General features: G+C 41.6%; 13 protein-coding genes. 12 read left to right on the top strand and 1 reads right to left on the bottom strand.

Annotated features, from left to right (window positions below; genetic code table 11):
• The first annotated feature begins 12 nt into the window (after nucleotides 1-12).
• On the top strand, nucleotides 13-1,392 hold the full coding sequence (locus tag HMPREF9969_RS04040; RefSeq protein WP_009434558.1) for a sialidase family protein: 1,380 nt from the start codon (nucleotides 13-15) through the stop codon (nucleotides 1,390-1,392).
• 42 nt (nucleotides 1,393-1,434) lie between these two features.
• A complete protein-coding gene (locus HMPREF9969_RS04035; protein ID WP_009434583.1) occupies nucleotides 1,435-4,494 on the top strand; it encodes a glycoside hydrolase family 2 TIM barrel-domain containing protein in 3,060 nt (1,019 codons plus the stop codon).
• Nucleotides 4,495-5,288: 794 nt separating this feature from the next.
• Here HMPREF9969_RS04035 and HMPREF9969_RS04030 read toward each other — a convergent pair.
• Complete coding sequence (locus HMPREF9969_RS04030; RefSeq protein ID WP_004384406.1) at nucleotides 5,289-6,179, bottom strand: RluA family pseudouridine synthase; 891 nt, start codon at nucleotides 6,177-6,179, stop codon at nucleotides 5,289-5,291.
• Nucleotides 6,180-6,388: 209 nt separating this feature from the next.
• Here HMPREF9969_RS04030 and HMPREF9969_RS04025 point away from each other — a divergent pair, with 209 nt between their 5' ends.
• The 10 genes from HMPREF9969_RS04025 (at nucleotide 6,389) to rpiB (ending at nucleotide 18,898) form a co-directional block, all read left to right on the top strand.
• Nucleotides 6,389-8,005, top strand: a complete 1,617-nt coding sequence (locus HMPREF9969_RS04025; protein ID WP_004384405.1) for an ABC-F family ATP-binding cassette domain-containing protein — start codon at nucleotides 6,389-6,391, stop codon at nucleotides 8,003-8,005.
• Nucleotides 8,006-8,063: 58 nt separating this feature from the next.
• A complete protein-coding gene (locus HMPREF9969_RS04020) occupies nucleotides 8,064-8,654 on the top strand; it encodes a nucleotide exchange factor GrpE (RefSeq protein ID WP_009434571.1) in 591 nt (196 codons plus the stop codon).
• Between the two features lie 5 nt (nucleotides 8,655-8,659).
• Nucleotides 8,660-9,823 carry a molecular chaperone DnaJ gene (gene dnaJ, locus HMPREF9969_RS04015; RefSeq protein WP_009434545.1) on the top strand — a complete coding sequence of 388 codons (1,164 nt, stop codon included), beginning with the start codon at nucleotides 8,660-8,662 and terminating at the stop codon, nucleotides 9,821-9,823.
• A gap of 139 nt (nucleotides 9,824-9,962) precedes the next feature.
• A complete protein-coding gene (locus tag HMPREF9969_RS04010) occupies nucleotides 9,963-11,249 on the top strand; it encodes a bifunctional folylpolyglutamate synthase/dihydrofolate synthase (RefSeq protein WP_009434548.1) in 1,287 nt (428 codons plus the stop codon).
• A 474-nt stretch (nucleotides 11,250-11,723) separates the two neighbouring features.
• Complete coding sequence (locus tag HMPREF9969_RS04005; protein WP_009434603.1) at nucleotides 11,724-12,815, top strand: aldose epimerase family protein; 1,092 nt, start codon at nucleotides 11,724-11,726, stop codon at nucleotides 12,813-12,815.
• 41 nt (nucleotides 12,816-12,856) lie between these two features.
• Nucleotides 12,857-14,140, top strand: a complete 1,284-nt coding sequence (locus HMPREF9969_RS04000) for an MFS transporter (protein ID WP_009434612.1) — start codon at nucleotides 12,857-12,859, stop codon at nucleotides 14,138-14,140.
• 107 nt (nucleotides 14,141-14,247) lie between these two features.
• Nucleotides 14,248-15,408 carry a galactokinase gene (galK, locus tag HMPREF9969_RS03995; protein ID WP_009434569.1) on the top strand — a complete coding sequence of 387 codons (1,161 nt, stop codon included), beginning with the start codon at nucleotides 14,248-14,250 and terminating at the stop codon, nucleotides 15,406-15,408.
• A gap of 149 nt (nucleotides 15,409-15,557) precedes the next feature.
• On the top strand, nucleotides 15,558-16,235 hold the full coding sequence (locus HMPREF9969_RS03990) for an NUDIX hydrolase (RefSeq protein WP_009434589.1): 678 nt from the start codon (nucleotides 15,558-15,560) through the stop codon (nucleotides 16,233-16,235).
• A 147-nt stretch (nucleotides 16,236-16,382) separates the two neighbouring features.
• The gene (locus HMPREF9969_RS03985) at nucleotides 16,383-18,401 is read left to right on the top strand and encodes a transketolase family protein (RefSeq protein WP_009434587.1); all 2,019 of its coding nucleotides are present in this window, start codon (nucleotides 16,383-16,385) and stop codon (nucleotides 18,399-18,401) included.
• A 56-nt stretch (nucleotides 18,402-18,457) separates the two neighbouring features.
• Nucleotides 18,458-18,898, top strand: a complete 441-nt coding sequence (gene rpiB / locus HMPREF9969_RS03980; protein ID WP_009434582.1) for a ribose 5-phosphate isomerase B — start codon at nucleotides 18,458-18,460, stop codon at nucleotides 18,896-18,898.
• Nucleotides 18,899-19,020 lie beyond the last annotated feature (122 nt).

The following is a 19,020-nucleotide window of genomic DNA, read 5'->3' as shown; positions in this document are numbered from 1 at the left end:
CATTTAACAAAAATGAGAAAGCATATTATCTTTTCACTTATTCTCTCTTTGTCATGTTTGACAGGGTATGCAAAGACTATCCAAACACCTAAAGATGATGGTGAATTTAGAACTGTTGTCTTTGACGGAGCTCATAGCACCGTCCCTTACCGCATCCCTGCAATTACAGAAACACGCAAAGGAACTTTATTAGCTGTATGCGACTATCGCTTAAACCATAGTGATATAGGATGGAACAATCGCAATGGTTTATGGCAGATTAACGTTGTTATGAAGACCAGCCAAGACTTTGGTCGAACTTGGTCAGACTCTGTTTGCGTTGCACGTGGCAATGAACATGCAACTAACCCTGTACGTGCTGCCTTTGGAGACCCAAGTATTGTAGCAGATAGAACATCTGACAATGTCCTCCTACATTGCGTTGCGGGAAAGTCAGGATACCAGACAGCAACCCGACAGAATCCACAACATGCTGTATTCTTCCATAGTAAGGATGGTGGTAAGACATGGGACAATGGTATTGAACTAACCGAGATGATACATGGTCTTTATGACGGGAAACTACCCAACGGAGGCAAACCTGATGGTATATTCCTTACATCAGGTAAGATTATGCAAAGCCGCTATATACGTAAAGGTAAGTTCTACCGCCTTTATATAGCACACCCAATTAGGCAAAAAGGCGTGGATATCTGCGGTACATTTGTCATCTATTCAGATGACTTCGGATATACTTGGCATACCCTTGGCAACCCTTCAGTCGCTCCTTCAATAGCACAAGATGAATCAAAGATAGAGGAGTTACCTGATGGTAGTGTATTACTTAGTTGCAGGAATGTATATGGTGGAAGACGATTCAATGTGTTCACATATACCAATGCAAAAGAAGCTACTGGGTCATGGGGCAAAGAAGTAATGCCAGAGAACATGACCGCTAAGGAAGTAAATGCATGTAATGGTGGTATCCTCATCGTACCAGCTAAGAGGAATATTGATGGCAAACAACTCTTCGTTGCCCTACAATCTGTTCCTCTCAGCGCAAAGCGTGATAGCGTTGGTTTCTATTATAAGGAAATAGCTCGTTATGCCGATTACTCAACAGCAGCGGCACTTGGAAAGAATTGGAAGAAAGGACTGCGTGTAACTGACGAGTCTTCTTGTTACTCCACAATGGTTAATATGTCTAATCATCGCATAGGCTTCCTTTACGAAGTTCGTGGGCAAAATGATGGCTATGACATAGAGTTTGTTAGTCTCTCATTGAATGACATCACAAACGGAGAATACACGATTCTTCCACATGTTGACCGCACTCAATTCCTCAAAGATGCAGCTCTTGCAAGGAAAGGAAAGACTCAACCAAGAAACAAAAGCAATATAAGAAAGAAATAAGAACAGACGTTTATACTATCCATTTATTATCAAGATATTGACATGAGAAAAATATTCAGCATTCTTTGTGGCATATTACTTCCTCTATCCTCATTGGCTCAGACTACCACTCCTGAGTGGCAGAGTCAATACAGCACAGGACTGAACAAGTTAGAACCACACGCTTATGTGATACCTTATTCATCTGTTACAGCATTGCAGCAACCTGGTGGTTACGAACATTCCACCTACTATATGTCGCTCAACGGAAAGTGGAAGTTCCATTGGAATAGAAACCCCGAGCTACGCCCAAAGAACTTTTATCAACCTGACTTTGCCGTACAGGGATGGAATGACATCAATGTTCCAGGCAACTGGGAACGCCAAGGTTACGGCTTACCTATATACGTCAATGAGACATACGAGTTTGATGATAAGCTCTTCAACTTCAAGAAGAACCCACCTCATGTACCATCTGCAGAGAATGAAGTAGGCGACTATCGTCGTACATTCACTATACCTGCTGCATGGAAGGGACGCCGTGTCGTTCTATGCTGCGAAGGTGTTAAATCATTCTTCTACCTATGGATCAATGGGCAATATGTTGGTTACAATGTAGGTGCGAAGATGCCTTCTGAATGGGATATAACCAAATACCTTAATGACAAGGGTGACAATGTAATTGCGATGGAGGTCTATCGTTGGAGCTCTGGTTCTTACCTCGAATGCCAGGACTATTGGCGTATCAGCGGTATTGAACAGGATGTTTATCTGTACTCCACACCTATGCAATACATAGCAGACTATAACACAACTGCTTCTGTTGACAAACAGACGGATGGCAGCTACAATGGTACTTTCAGTCTAACTACCAATATAAAAGGAACAGGAGCTGCTTCTGTCAATTACACCTTAACGGATGACAAAGGCAACAAAGTGCTCTCCGAAGATAAGACTGTAAACCCGAAAGATGCCGATGCTATCGTAAACTTCACCACAAAGGATGTACAGAATGTAGCTGCATGGAGTGCTGAGCACCCTAATCTCTACACGTTACTTATCACCTTAAAGGATAAAGATGGTAATGTAACAGAGCAAACTGGTAGCAAGATAGGATTTAGGACTATCGAGATAAAGAACAAACAACTCTGTATCAATGGTACGCCTATACTTGTCAAGGGAGCCAATCGCCACGAACATTCTGAACGTGGTCGCACCGTCAGCAAGGAGCTTATGGAACAGGATATTCGTATGATGAAACAGAACAACATCAACCTGGTTCGCTGCTCTCACTACCCTAACGACGCTTATTGGTATCAGCTTTGTGACAAATACGGATTGTACGTTATCGATGAAGCAAACATCGAGTCACATGGTATGGGATATGGCAAAGAGTCATTAGCAAAGGATAGTACATGGCTCAAGGCACACATGGATAGAACTCGCCGTATGTATGAGCGTTCTAAAAACCACCCTAGTATCATCATCTGGTCATTAGGTAATGAGGCTGGTAATGGCACTAACTTCGAGCACACATATCGCTGGCTTAAGAATGCTGATAAGACTCGCTTGATACAATACGAGCGTGCGGAAGAGAACTTCAACACGGATATCTATTGCCCAATGTATCGTTCACTTGATCACATGAAGGAATACGCTAAACGCACTGACACCACTCGCCCTTACATCATGTGCGAGTATCTTCACGCTATGGGTAATAGTTGTGGTGGCATGAAGGACTACTGGGACTTGATTGAGAAAGAACCTATCTTGCAAGGTGGAAGTATATGGGACTGGGTGGATCAGTCGTTCCGTGAGGTAGATAAGAATGGTAACTGGTATTGGAGTTATGGTGGCGATTATGGACCAAAGGATGTTCCTAGCTTCGATAACTTCTGTACGAATGGTTTGATAGCTGCCGATCGCACACCTCATCCACATCTTGCAGAGGTGAAGAAGATTTACCAGAACATTAAATCAGAGCTTGTATCAAACGATAAAGAAATAACGATTAAGGTAAAGAACTGGTTTAACTTCACCAATCTCAATGCTTACCAGCTTAACTGGCAAATTGTTGATGAGAACGGAAAGGTGCTCTCTAAGGGAACAAAGAACGTGGATTGCGCTCCTCATGAAACAACAACTATCACCTTCCCTGCTGCTAACTTGAAGGCAACAACTGAAGCCTTCCTTGATCTCGCATGGCAACCTGTCAATGACGGATTGGTTATCACCAAGAATGATGTAGTTGCTTACGATCAGTTCACACTGAAACAAGCAGCGAACTGCACCACATATCTCCCACGTGAGAAGCAACGCACAAGTTATAAGGTGGATGAGAAAACAGGCGAGTTAACCTCTTTGAAGAATGGCAACAAGGAATATCTTGCTACCCCACTCTGCCTTAGTCTTTATCGTCCAGCAACCGATAACGATGGACGTGACCAATTCGGACTTAGACTCTGGCGTGAGGCTGGACTTGATTCTATCACGCAGAAGGTAACGAAGATTACGCATAAAAAGGACGTAACGAGCGCAGAGACCGAGATTATCGGTAAGAAGGGTAATGTCATTGGAACAGCTCTCTTCACTTATCAACCTCAAAAGGATGGTGCGTTAGCAGTATCAGTGACCTTCAACCCAGACACTGCAATCATCAAATCGCTTGCTCGCATTGGACTTACCTTCCGCATGAATGACGACTTCGGAAAGGTTGAATACGTTGGTCGTGGTGATGTTGAGACTTACAACGACCGCAAACAAGCAGGATTGATTGGGCATTACAACACCACTGCAGAGGCTATGTTCCATTATTATGTGAAACCACAAGCAACGGGCAACCGCACTGATGTGCGATGGGTGAAGTTCTCTGACACAAAGAACCAACTGATGGTTGCAGCGCAGCAATCCTTCCAGTTCTCTGTAATACCATTCTCTGATAGTGTTGTCGATCGTGCTACTCACATCAACCAACTCTATCGCGATGGAAAGGTAACAGTACACTTAGATGCACTGCAAAGCGGTGTTGGTACTGCAACCTGTGGTCCTGGTGTTGCCGAGCAATATCGTGTTCCAGTTAAGCGAACAACCTTCACCTTCGTTCTCTATCCTTTCGCCAAATAGTGTAAACGATTAGAACGACATAAACAATCGCCCTATTCCTTTCCTCTTACCATCATTCAGAGGAAAAGAATAGGGTTTTTCTGTCCCCTAACATTCCTTACGAACGACTTTACTAAGCCTTCTTTTAAAAGGAGAGGATATGCCTAGATAGATTATTAAGGTATATAAGAATCAACTGACGATAGTCCCTCGATACCCTTTTAGAGTTAGTATTCAATCGAACGAGTAATACCATGATGACTGCTTGCCTATAAGATGTATCAAATTCTACAGACGTGTAGAACGAATTATACAAGGCTGTATAACTAATTATACACACGTGTATAACTAATTATACAAGCGTGTATAAAATTGTAGGAAAAGGCTTTCAACGATCGTACTTAACCTTTCTAATGGAAGAGACACCTATTGGAGAGCAATTAGAATACGAACCATTGAATAACAACGATAAAGCTATTAGCAGAGGAGGAGAAACACTTCTCCTTTTGAGAAAGGCATATCTTTGATGCGAGAAGGGCGTTTCCTTGATGTGAGGAAACGCCCTTCTTAAATAGAAGAAAGCCTCTGTTGCTATACAGAAAGCTTCTGTATTTGTAAGTTCTTAATAGATTAACTCAATGAAAGACACTCGTGTAATTCAACAGGAACCAGACTATAATCCCCAATAGAACAAGGGTTATAGTTAATCGGAAAAGACAACTCGTTATCTTCTTAATCAATATTACACCAACGACTAAAGCCAATAACAAGCCTAAGAACTGTTCGAAGTGTTCCATTCTAAAAGATCGTAGTTTCTACTTAAACAAATGTCTGAAATTCATCGGGATAGGCGTCTCAAACTCCATGCGCTGATGTGTCACAGGATGGTAGAAACAAAGAACATAAGCATGCAAACATAGTCGGTGCAAAGGATCATCACCATTGCCATACTTGACGTCACCGCAGACTGGATGCCCCATATCGGCTGAATGCACACGTATCTGGTTCTTCCTTCCTGTTTCCAAACGATATTCAACAAGACTATGGCGCACTGTTCTATCTAACACATGAAAGTGAGTAACGGCATACTTACCGCCATTATCCACTGGAGAACTATAGGTGACATAAGCCTTATTATCCTTCAACCAGTTGGCAATCGTACCTTCATCGTTCTCCATCTCACCACTGACAACAGCCACATAGCGGCGATCATAGACTATATTATGCCAATCTCTCTCCAAGAGCTGTTCGGTCTGCATATCCTTAGCATATATCATTAAGCCCGAAGTGTCACGATCCAAACGATGCACAACATGCGCTGTGCACTTCTGTCGAGACTTGTGGAAATAATCGTCCAACACGGCTTTCACATTGAGAGCAGAGTGACCAGCAGCCATTGAGAGGATACCTATGTTCTTCTCAATCACAACTAAGAAGCGATCCTCATAGACTATCTTCACATAACGACTACGGAACAGATCGTTCTTCTTACTCTTACTTACTGAAACCTTGTCACCAGCTCTTAGCGGATAATCAAACTGCGTTACGCACTTGCTGTTAACCTTTATACCTCGGTTCTGCAACGTTGCTTTCACCTTACTCTTACTCTCGCTGAGGTTAGCTAACAGCCATTCCAGCAATGGAGCATTATCTCTTACCTTATAATGCTTATATTTCTCTTGTGTATATGGGTTCTTTCTTATCATCAGGGTGCAAATGTACGAAGAATAAGTGATACATCTATTAAATCAGTAGAAGAAATTAATTCCCATAGGCTACACGCCAACCTCAATAACTATTACCTATCAATAACAATTCTTCTCATGGCTTGAGAAGAAAGCAAGAGATTTGGGGAAATGGAATAAAAGTAGTACCTTTGCAGTCAAATTATTATATAATAAGGTATTAGAAAAAGATGATTACACTTTCAAACCTTGCTATCCAATTCGGCAAGAGAGTTCTCTACAAAGACGTTAATCTAAAGTTTACACCAGGTAATATATATGGAGTTATCGGTGCTAATGGCGCAGGTAAGTCAACATTACTTCGTGCGATATCAGGCGATTTAGAGCCTAACAAGGGAACTATTGAGCTTGGTCCAGGCGAGAGATTGTCGGTATTGGAGCAGGATCACTTTAAATATGACGAGTACAAAGTGATGGATACTGTCCTCATGGGACACGATAGTCTTTGGCAGAATATGAAGGAGCGTGAGGCTCTATATGCCAAACCAGAGATGACAGAAGAGGATGGTAACCGCGCTGCCGACCTAGAGTTAAAGTTCGCAGAGATGAATGGCTGGGAGGCAGAAAGCAATGCTGCACAACTTCTTCAGAACCTCGGTATTAAAGAGGAGCTACATGAGAAGCAGATGTCGGAGCTATCAAATACAGAGAAGGTGCGCGTTATGTTGGCGAAAGCATTGTTTGGTAAGCCAGAGAACTTACTACTTGATGAGCCTACTAATGACCTTGACCTTGATACCGTGGAATGGCTTGAGGACTATCTAAGTGAGATTGACGAGCATCAGACGGTGTTAGTTGTTTCACACGACCGTCACTTCTTGGACACTGTTAGTACACAAACGATTGATATCGACTTCGGCAAAGTTACGGTATTTGCTGGTAACTATTCGTTCTGGTATGAAAGCTCACAACTTGCATTGCGACAAGCTCAGAACCAGAAAATGAAGGCTGAAGAGAAGAAGAAACAACTTGAGGAATTCATCCGCCGGTTCTCTGCTAACGTTGCAAAGAGTAAGCAAACTACATCTCGAAAGAAGATGTTGGAACGTCTAAACGTTGAAGAGATCCGCCCTTCAAGTCGTAAGTATCCAGGCATTATATTCAGTATGGAACGTGAACCGGGTAACCAGATTCTAGAGGTACAAGACCTTAAAGCTGTTGATCCAGACGGCACTGTATTGTTCGATCACGTAAACTTCAACATAGAAAAGGGGCAAAAGGTCGTATTCTTGTCACGCAATCCAAAAGCAATGACAGCTCTCTTTGAGATTATTAATGGTAATCGAAAAGCAGACGAAGGAACGTACAACTGGGGTGTTACTATTACAACAGCTTATCTCCCACTAGACAATACTGAGTTCTTTAATTGTGACCTAAATCTGGTCGACTGGCTATCTCAGTATGGTCCAGGTAATGAGGTTGCTATGAAGGGATTCTTAGGTAGAATGCTGTTCAAACAAGAAGAGGTTGAGAAGAAGGTAAACGTCCTCTCGGGTGGAGAAAAGATGCGTTGTATGATTGCCCGTATGCAATTACAGAATGCAAACTGCCTCATCCTTGATACGCCAACGAACCACCTTGACCTCGAAAGTATCCAAGCATTCAACAATAACTTAGTTAGTTTCAAGGGTAACATCTTGTTTAGTTCACATGACCACGAGTTCATCAACACTGTTGCTGATCGTATCATCGAGTTGACACCAAGTGGTACTATCGATAAGTTAACCACTTACGACGACTATATCCATGATGAACAAATCAAGGAACAGAGGGCTGGTATGTACTAAAGACATCCAACATGGCATACAATTTGTAGGTGTATACCACGATTAATAGTACTTTAATATGAGCAAGAAAGAAAAGAAAATAAACATAGAAGGCGAAGAGTTGGAAAAGAACTATGATGAGTCTACTATGAACGAAGAGAATACACAAACTGAAGATAACAATGAAAAGGATTCTTCAGAGGAATCTTCTTCAGAAGAGAAGACTGATCCTATAGTAGCTGCACAGAGTGAGGCTGAAGCATGGAAGGACAAGTATATCCGTTTAGTAGCCGAGTTTGACAACTATAAGAAACGTACGTTAAAAGAGAAGTCAGAGCTAATCTTAAATGGAAGTGAGAAGACTATCTCCTCTATCCTACCTATTTTAGATGACTTTGAACGTGCTCTTTCTGACAAGACAGAAGACCCAGTAGCTATCAAAGAGGGCTTTGAACTCATCTTCAAAAAGTTCCTCAAGACATTGGAGACACTGGGAGTAAAGAAGATTGAAACGAACGATACGGACTTTGATGTTGATTACCACGAAGCTATTGCCATGGTTCCTGGCATGGGAGATGCCATGAAAGGAAAGGTAATAGACTGCGTTCAAACAGGATATACATTGAATGATAAGGTTATCCGACACGCTAAGGTAGCAGTAGGACAATAAACAAGATGGCTAAAAGAGATTACTATGAAGTACTCGAAGTAAGCAAGAGTGCTTCTATAGATGAGATTAAGAAGGCTTACAGGAAACTAGCTATTAAGTATCACCCTGACCGCAATCCTGGTGATGCCGAGGCTGAAGCCAAGTTCAAAGAGGCAGCGGAAGCATACGATGTATTGCATGATCCGCAGAAACGCCAGCAGTATGATCAATTCGGATTTGATGCTCCAGGCGGTGGATTTGGCGGTGGCAACCCATTCGGTGGAGCAGGTGGATTCTCTATGGATGATATCTTCTCCATGTTTGGAGATGTATTCGGAGGGCACGGCGGAGGCTTTGGCGGATTTGGAGGCGGTGGTCAACAAGCACCTAAATATCGTGGTTCTGACCTCCGACTGAAGGTTCGCTTATCCTTACAAGAGGTCGCTACAGGTGTTACCAAGAAGTTTAAAGTGCGCAAAGACGTCACCTGTGAGCATTGTCATGGTACAGGTGCAGAAGGTGGAAGTGGCACCGAGACTTGTCCAAATTGTCATGGTTCTGGTGTAGAGATACGTACTCAACAAAGTATGTTTGGTATGATTCAGACCCAAACAGCCTGTCATGTATGTGGTGGAGAGGGTACGATCATCAAGAACAAGTGTACTCATTGTCAAGGTGAAGGTGTTGTCAAAGGTGAAGAAGTTGTCGAAATCAATATCCCAGCAGGTGTTGCTGAAGGTATGGTGGTCAACGTTCCTGGCAAAGGAAATGCTGGAAAGCACAACGGAGTGACTGGTAATATACAAGTGTATATCGAAGAGGAACCTAATGAAACATTCGTTCGTGATGGACAAAATGTTATCTATAACCTCCTACTCGACTTCCCAACGGCTGTACTCGGAGGGCAAGTTGAGATTCCAACTATTGATGGAAGCAACGTAAAGATTAAGATTGAACCAGGCACACAACCGGGTAAGACACTTCGACTAAGGGGCAAGGGACTACCTGCCGTACAGGGTTATGGCACTGGAATTGGCGATCTTGTCGTACATATCAGTATCTATGTTCCAAAGGAGCTAACGAAGTCTGAGAAGAAAGCCATTGAGGAATTGCGTGACAGCGAGAACTTCCGTGGTGATAAGAATACGAAGCGTTCTATCTTTGAAAACTTCAAGAAATTGTTTAATTAACGCCTTAGATTCATTCTACAAGTCGACTAGCTGATTGTAAGATGAATGGTATTAGTCCCATTAGACTGTAACAGCTAATGGGACTAAATGTTATTATATCCATTGTCAAACGCCCAAGATTACAAACATAACACACTACATGACTTACCAAGAAACAGTAGAATATCTATTCAATAGCACCCCTGTTTTTGAGCATATTGGTGCTTCCGCATACAAAGAGGGATTAGAAACGACACGCACTCTAGACGAGCACTTTGGTCATCCGCACACCCACTTTCTCACCATTCACATCGCAGGAACGAATGGTAAAGGCTCATGTTCTCACACCTTAGCAGCCATCTTACAGGCTGAAGGATATAAGGTTGGACTTTACACAAGTCCGCATCTTATTGACTTCCGGGAGCGTATCAAAGTAAATGGAAAGATGATTTCTGAACAAGAGGTAATCGATTTTGTTGAGCAAGAACGCAGTTTCTTTGAACCATTACATCCCTCGTTTTTCGAACTAACAACCGCTATGGCCTTTAAACACTTTGCTGACCAAAAGGTCGATATAGCAATTATTGAAGTGGGATTAGGTGGCAGATTGGATTGCACGAACATTATAACTCCTATCCTTTCTATCATTACGAACATTTCTCTTGACCATACTCAATTCCTTGGAAATACGCTTGGTGAGATTGCAGCAGAGAAGGCGGGAATCATAAAACAAGGTGTACCAGTAATCATCGGAGAGGCTGTGCCCGAGACACAAAAGGTCTTTTTGGCTAAGGCACAGACGATGGATTCATTGATCGTATTTGCTGAAGACATCCCAGCAGTACTCTCTTCGCAGGCTTTACCAGGTGGGGGACGTGCATACGAAACCCGTTTCTTCGGTCATATTAAGGGTGAATTAGGAGGAAGCTATCAAGAGAAGAATGCCAATACCATACTTACTGCAGCTATGCACCTATATAATAAAGGTGTGATAAAGAATACTGAAAGTATAGAAAAAGGCTTTGCGAACGTTTGTGAGATGACTGGTCTCATGGGTAGATGGCAGACAATTCAGAAACAACCATTAGTGATTTGTGACACAGGACACAATGCTGGCGGATGGAAATATCTGTCTCAACAAATCAAGCATACGCCTTGCAAACAAAGAAGAATCGTCTTTGGTATGGTGGATGACAAGGACTTACACTCTGTCATGGGTATGTTACCCGATGATGCCGTGTACTACTGGACACAACCAAGTACGCATCGTGCCTTCCCTGTACATAAGATTTCCGAAACTGCTGATGCTTACGACTTACAAGGAAAACAATATCCAACAGTAATGGAAGCCTATCGAGCAGCTCTTGCTGATGCCGACAAAGATGAATTCATATTTGTTGGTGGGTCTAGCTATGTGGTTGCTGACTTACTAACAGGCTTGCAATAGAAATTCAAAAGGACATCTCTTATAACATCCACGAAGGATAGATGTTTCAAACAAGACATGTGAATGCACAACAATAAAGAACAAGTCGGTCTATAATGAAATGCTGTCTTATTAATAGAGATTAATAGAAAGAGAAGAAAGAAACGCCCTTCTTAAACAGAGAAGAGCGTTTCTTCACGACAAGGAAAGGCTCTTATCCCATCAAAAAGAGCGTCTCTTCATTTTAAACTTGTTGTCTAATTCTATAAGAACAAAACCAAATTAAGAATCAGAAGAAGTATTCGATTATAAAAAGAAAAGCATTAAAGATATGCTGATTAAGCAATAAAAGCACTTCTGGAAAGCAAAGGAAAGAGTGTTGATTAATTGTTTTTAACACAATAGTAAATATCATTTCTTTAGGTTAAGTTTGTGACTTTCGTTTATTTTTATTTACTTTGCAACTCATTGAATTAGTAACTAAAAACAAACGTCATGGTAAATACCGCAGAGACACAATATGTGTGTGGACTGAAAAAAGAGGACTTCCAGACCACTATTGATGGAAAGAAAACAGACCTCTATATCCTTAAGAATGCAAAAGGAAACGAAGTGGCAATCACAAACTACGGTGGTGCTATTGTCGCAATAATGGTTCCCGACAGAAATGGAAACCTATCCAATGTCATTCAAGGGCATGATAACATTCAAGACGTTATCAATTCTCCCGAACCTTATCTATCAACTCTTATTGGACGATATGGCAATCGCATTGCAAAAGGAAGATTCCAACTCAATGGCAAGGAATATAAACTTGCCATTAACAATGGTCCTAACTCGCTGCATGGAGGCAAACAGGGATTCAATGCAAAGGTGTGGGATGCAACACAGGTAAACGAACACGCTGTTGTATTGAAATATACATCCTCTTATGGAGAAGAGGGTTTCACGGGTGAGGTCGAAGTGTGGGTTGCCTATTCATTTACAAACGATAACGAGCTAGTTATCAAATACCTCGCTAAGTCAAATAAGAAGACTATCATTAACCTTACCAGTCATGGATTCTTCTCTTTGGCTGGTATTGCTAACCCAACACCCACTATCAATGACCTAGAATGTCAAATTAATGCTGATTTCTACTTGCCTATTGACGAGACTTCTATACCAACAGGTGAGATAAGAAAGGTAGCAGATACGCCTTTTGACTTCCGTCAGATGAAACCCGTTGGACGAGATATTGATGCTGACAATGAGCAGATTAAGAATGGAGCTGGTTATGATCATTGCTTCGTTCTGAACAAGAGGGAAGAGGGAGAACTGTCGTTTGCTGCACGAATCAAAGAGCCTCATAGCGGTAGAACAATGGAGGTTTATACAACAGAACCAGGCGTTCAGGTGTACACAGATAACTGGGCAGATGGATACAAAGGACAGCATGGAGCAACCTTCCCACGCCGTAGTGCTATCTGTTTTGAGGCTCAACACTTCCCTGATAGCCCTAACCATCCTTATTTTCCATCAGTTATCTTGGAGCCATGTAAGGATTACAGGCAGAAGACAATCTATAAGTTTGGAGTGGAGGAATAACCATCTTATGAATTAATAAACAAAAAAATAAACTAGACACAATGGAAAATCAAACAAAGAAGAAAGGAACTCTAGTGGCAATCATCACTATGATGTTCCTATTCGCAATGATCTCTTTCGTCACCAACATGGCGGCACCTTTTGGCACAATCTGGAAACAACACTATGATTGGGCAGGTATGATGGGAAACATGATGAACTTTGCTGCATACCTATTCATGGGCATCCCAGCTGGTATGATGATTACTAAATACGGATACAAGAAGACTGCTCTTGTTGCCTTAGCATTGGGCTTTGTAGGTATTGGAGTGCAATACGTTTCAAGTACAATGGATGGTAATTCTATCAGTACATACGTCGTTTACCTACTTGGAGCATTCATTTGCGGATTCTGTGTATGTATTCTTAATACTGTTGTCAATCCAATGCTTAACTTGCTAGGAGGCGGTGGTAATCGTGGTAATCAGCTCATTCAAACTGGTGGATCATTGAACTCTCTCGCAGCAACATTAACCCCTATGCTTGCGGGCTCAATGATTGGTGAGATTACAAAAGGCACATCTCTGCAAGTAGTAACACCATTACTTCTTATCGCATTAGGTATCTTTGCAGCTTCATTTGTTATCGTCTGGTTCACCCAACTAACCGAGCCAGAAACAGAGCATGCAGATGTCATTGGTGGTGTTAAGGGTGCTTTGGCTTATCGCCAACTTGTTTTAGGAATTATTGCTATCTTCTTCTATGTTGGTGTAGAGGTGGGTATTCCTGGACAACTCTTATTCTATCTGAGTGAGCCAGTATCTGAAGGCGGTGTTCTTGGCAGTGCAGCTGTAGCTGGTCTCATTGCTGGTATATATTGGTTGTTAATGCTTGTTGGTCGTTTTGTAAGTGCTTTCATCAGCGGTAAAGTTTCTTCTCGCACACAGTTAACAGTAACATCTGTGGTGGCTATTGCCCTCCTTTTAATTGCAATATTCACACCAGAAGGTAGCAAGATGAACCTTACAGTACCTAACCTTGCCGAGAGTACATTGATACATGCAGAAGTTCCAACAAAGGTATTGTTCATCATCTTGTGTGGAATTTGTACATCCGTAATGTGGGGCGTAATATTCAACCTCGCAACAGAAGGACTTGGGAAATACACAGCAACAGCCTCTGGTTTGTTCATGACTATGGTAGTCGGTGGTGGTGTCATGCCATTGATTCAGAACCTCATGGCAACTAAGATTGGTGATATTCAGAGCTATTGGCTAATCGTTGCAATGTTAGCTTATATCCTCTTCTTCGCTTTGATTGGCTCTCGCCCAGCTAAGAAAGCATAACAAAAATACCCTTTCTAATAGCAGATAATTCCTTTTGAATTGTCTGCTATTATAACATAAATGTAAAATAAAAACCCTAACAATCATTTTAAAATATACTAACTAACATGGACATAGAATTTGTAAGAAGTCGTTTCATTAAACATTTTGACGGCAAGACTGGTAATATTTATTTCTCACCAGGACGTATTAATCTCATTGGTGAACATACAGATTATAATGGAGGTTTCGTATTCCCTGGTGCTGTAGATAAGGGTATCATGGCAGAAGTAAGACCTAACGGAACAGATTCTGTAATGTGTTACTCTATCGACTTGAAAGACCGAGTTGAATTTAAGGTAGACGATCCAGAAGGTCCACGCGCTACATGGGCACGATTCATCTATGGTATGGTTCAGGAGTTTAAAGCACTTGGTGTTGATGTAAAAGGATTTAATATTGCCTTTGCTGGTGACGTTCCTCTCGGTGCTGGTATGAGTTCTTCTGCTGCTATGGAAAGTTGTTTTGGCTGTGCCCTGAATGATTTATTTGCTGACAACAAGGTTTCTAAATGGGATATTGCATTGGCAGGTCAGGCAACAGAACATAAATACATCGGTGTTAACTGTGGTATTATGGATCAATTTGCCAGCGTCTTTGGCAAAGAAGGAAAGCTCATGCGCCTAGATTGTAGGAGTCGTGAATTTGAGTACTTCCCATTTGATCCAAAAGGTTACAAGTTGGTTCTCGTAAACTCAAAGGTTAAACATGAGTTGGCAGGAAGTCCTTACAACGACCGTCGTAAGAGTTGTGAGAATGTTGTCGCAGCACTTAGTAAGCACTTCCCTAATAAGAAGTTCGAGACATTGCGAGATGCTAATTGGGAAGAACTAGAGGCTGTAAAAGCAGAAGTTAGTGCCGAGGACTATCAGCGCGCACATTTCGTACTGGGCGAGAAAGATCGTGTACTTGCTGTTTGCGATGCTCTCGTCGCCGGTGACTATGAGGCAGTTGGACAGAAGATGTACGAGACGCACTATGGTTTAAGCAAGGAGTATGAGGTTAGTTGTGAGGAACTTGATTATCTCAACGATGTTGCTAAAGAGAATGGTGTTACTGGTTCTCGTATTATGGGAGGCGGTTTCGGTGGCTGTACAATAAATCTTGTAAAAGACGACTTGTATGAGACTTTCATCAAGAATGTAACCGAAAAGTTCAATGCAAAATATGGACACGAACCAGAGATCTATCCTGTAATCATCAGTGAAGGCTCTCATAAGGTTTGTTAACTCTGATAGTTATAATTGCAAAAGTATAAGCCATAAGCTCATAAAGACTTATGGCTTTTTACTTTGAGAAAGTCAAAATAAACGGATAAAAACGTGATTATAATCATAAAAATTAGTATTTTTACATCTCTATTATAAATGTCTACAACATGAATGAATATTACCAAGGAGAACCCAAACTATTAGTCTCCGTGGATTGTATAGTCCTAGGATTTGAAAACAAAAAGCTTAAACTACTTGTCGGTAAGCGTAAAGTAGAACCAGAAAGTGGCAGATTGTCTTTGTATGGAGGATTTGTAAAAGAAGACGAGAGCTTGAAAGAGGCTGCTAATCGTGTATTATATCAATGCACAGGTATTAAGAATCCCTACATGAGACAAGTCGGTGCTTTTGGTGAAATAGATCGTGATCCAGGTGATAGAGTTATCTCCATCGCCTATTGTGCACTCATCAATGCAACAGATTATAACCATCAAGCTATGGAGGAAAATGACCTACAATGGCTTGAATTAGACCATCTAGAAGAACTATATGGCGATCATCAGAAAATGGTACAACTAGCTTTGGAACAATTACGCAAGCTCCTCAACAATGCTCCTATTAGCTTTAGTCTGCTGCCCAAACTATTTACTTTGACCCAATTGCAACATGTTCATGAAGCGATCTTAGGTACAGAGGTTGATAAACGTAACTTTAGGAAGCGCATTAAACAAGTTGATTTTATAGAGCAAACGAGTCTTATAGATAAAGTAACTAGTAAAAGAGGAGCCCTTCTATATCGCTTCAACAAGCAAGCATATAAGGATTGTTCTGTTTATAAACTATAAGTATCGTGAAAAGTAGAATAACTCTATTATGATCTTAAAATACTATTAGCAGCATCTAAAAACATTTTTATAAAAATGTAAGTTTATTATTTTGAGGTCTCCACATTTATCTCTATATTTGCATTATCAAATTTAAATCCAATCTATATGAATGACAAGGAACTGATGAACCGCGCAGCGGACAACATTAGAATTCTAGCAGTCTCAATGGTAGAGAAAGCCAAGTCTGGACACCCGGGAGGTGCTATGGGCGGAGCAGACTTTATCAACGTTCTTTTCTCTGAGTTTCTCGTTTATGACCCAGATCAGCCAGAATGGACTGGACGCGATCGCTTTTACCTCGATCCTGGTCACATGTCTCCTATGCTCTATGCAGCGCTAACACTTCAAAGGAAGTTCACAATTGATGACATCAAACAATTCCGTCAATGGGGATCTATCACCCCAGGACACCCTGAGCGTGACTTAGCACACGGCATAGAGAACTCTTCTGGTCCATTAGGACAAGGACATGCCTATGCTGCAGGTGCTGCTATAGCAGAGAAGTTCCTTGAGGCTCGACTTGGTCACACTATGATGCAACACAAAATATATGCTTACATCTCTGATGGCGGAGTACAAGAAGGCATCAGTAGTGAAGTCGGAAGATTGGCAGGAAATCTAGGTCTTAATAACCTCATCATGTTCTATGACGCTAATGATATCCAACTTTCAACAGAATGTGGGGCTGTTATGTGCGAAGATACAGCAATGAAGTATCAGGCATGGGGATGGAATGTCATAAAGATAGATGGTAATGATCCAGAAGCTATCCGTGCTGCACTTATCGCTGCAAATAAGGAGGAATTACGCCCAACCCTTATTATTGGTGCAACAATAATGGGTAAAGGAGCCTTGCAAGCTGACGGCAGTAGCTACGAACATAACATAAAGACTCATGGAGCACCACTTGGTGGTGAAGCTTATACTAACACGATAAAGAACCTTGGTGGAGACCTCAATGATCCATTCAAGATATTCCCAGAAGTACAGAAGCTATACGATGATCGCAATGCTGAACTAAGACAGATTGTTGCTGAGCGACATGCTACAGAGGATGCGTGGAAGAAGCAGAATCCATCAAAGGCAGAGCAGATCCAACAGTGGTTCTCAGGTAAGGCTCCTAAAATAGATTGGAGTGGTTTAGTTCAAAAACGTGATATTCCGACACGTAATGGTTCAGCAGCTTGTCTTGGGGTAATTGCAGAGCAAGTACCTAATATGATAGTATCTTCTGCTGACCTCAGTAACTCTGATAAGACAGATGGTTTTCTGAACAAGACTCATTCATTTACTCGTGGCGATTTCAGTGGTGCTTTCTTCCAAGCTGGCGTAAGTGAATTAGCTATGGCATGTATGTGTATCGGTATGATGCTACATGGTGGTGTTATCACTGCAATGGGAACATTCTTCGTTTTCTCAGACTATATGAAGCCTGCTATTCGTATGGCAGCACTCATGCAAGTACCTGTAAAATTCGTATGGAGTCACGATGCATTCCGCGTTGGAGAAGATGGTCCTACGCATGAGCCAGTAGAGCAGGAAGCACAGATTCGCTTAATGGAGAAGTTACAGAACCATGCTGGTCAAGATTCAGTACGCGTTCTTCGTCCAGCCGATAGTGATGCTGCAACCATCTGTTGGCAGATGGCTATGGAGAATATGGATACGCCTACGGCACTTATCTTCTCACGTCAGAATGTAAAGAGCTTACCAGAAGGAACTAATTATGAGGGAACTCGGAAGGGTGCATACATAGTCAAAGGATCAGACGAAGATTACGATGTTATCCTTGCTGCAAGTGGTTCGGAAGTATCGACCTGCGTCGAAGGAGCAGAATTACTACGCAATGATGGAATAAAAGTCCGTGTGGTTAGTGCTCCTTCAGAAGGACTTTTCCGCCGTCAAAGCAAAGAGTATCAAGAAGCTATTTTACCCCAATATGCAAAGATTTTCGGTCTAACTGCAGGTTTACCTGTTACCCTTGAAGGTCTCGTTGGAGCAAATGGTAAAGTCTTCGGACTCAATAGCTTTGGATTCTCTGCACCCTATAAAGTACTGGATGAGAAACTCGGTTTTACCCCAGAGAATCTATACAAACAAGTCAAAGAATATCTAGCACAATAGTTTAACTTGAACCACCTGTCCCCAAGACAGGCTGGTTCGTAAAACCTAAACAGCTTATGGAAATTAAAAAAGTAGGAATAGCTTGCGACCACGCAGGCTTCCCATTGAAGCAATTTGTTATCCAATATTTGGAACAACACAAGTATGCATATAAGGACTTTGGTTGTAATAGTGATTTAAGCTGTGATTATCCAGATTACGCCCATCAATTAGCAGAGGCCATTGAAAATGGTGAAGTCTATCCAGGTATTGCTATCTGTGGGAGTGGAGAAGGTATGGCAATGACACTAAACAAGCATCAAGGTATACGAGCAGGATTAGTTTGGAACAAGGATGTTGCAGAGTTAACACGCCAGCACAATGATGCAAATGTAGTTGTCCTTCCTGGTCGCTTCATTGATAATAAGACAGCAGAGAAGATTCTTGATGAGTTCTTCAAAGCAAGTTTTGAAGGTGGTAGACATGAACGCCGAGTAAAGAAAATAGCAATTCTATAAGACTTAAAAAGAATAGAATATATCTTTTCTACCCTTAAAGAGATACAATTACGACCATGGTAGATTTATCATGGGTGGGATTAAATCTTTATATCAAGGATAACTAGCACTGAAGTCAAAAT

Source organism: Prevotella sp. oral taxon 306 str. F0472 (assembly GCF_000257925.1).
GTDB classification, from domain to species: domain Bacteria; phylum Bacteroidota; class Bacteroidia; order Bacteroidales; family Bacteroidaceae; genus Prevotella; species Prevotella vespertina.
This window is presented reverse-complemented; position numbering and strand designations above follow the sequence as displayed.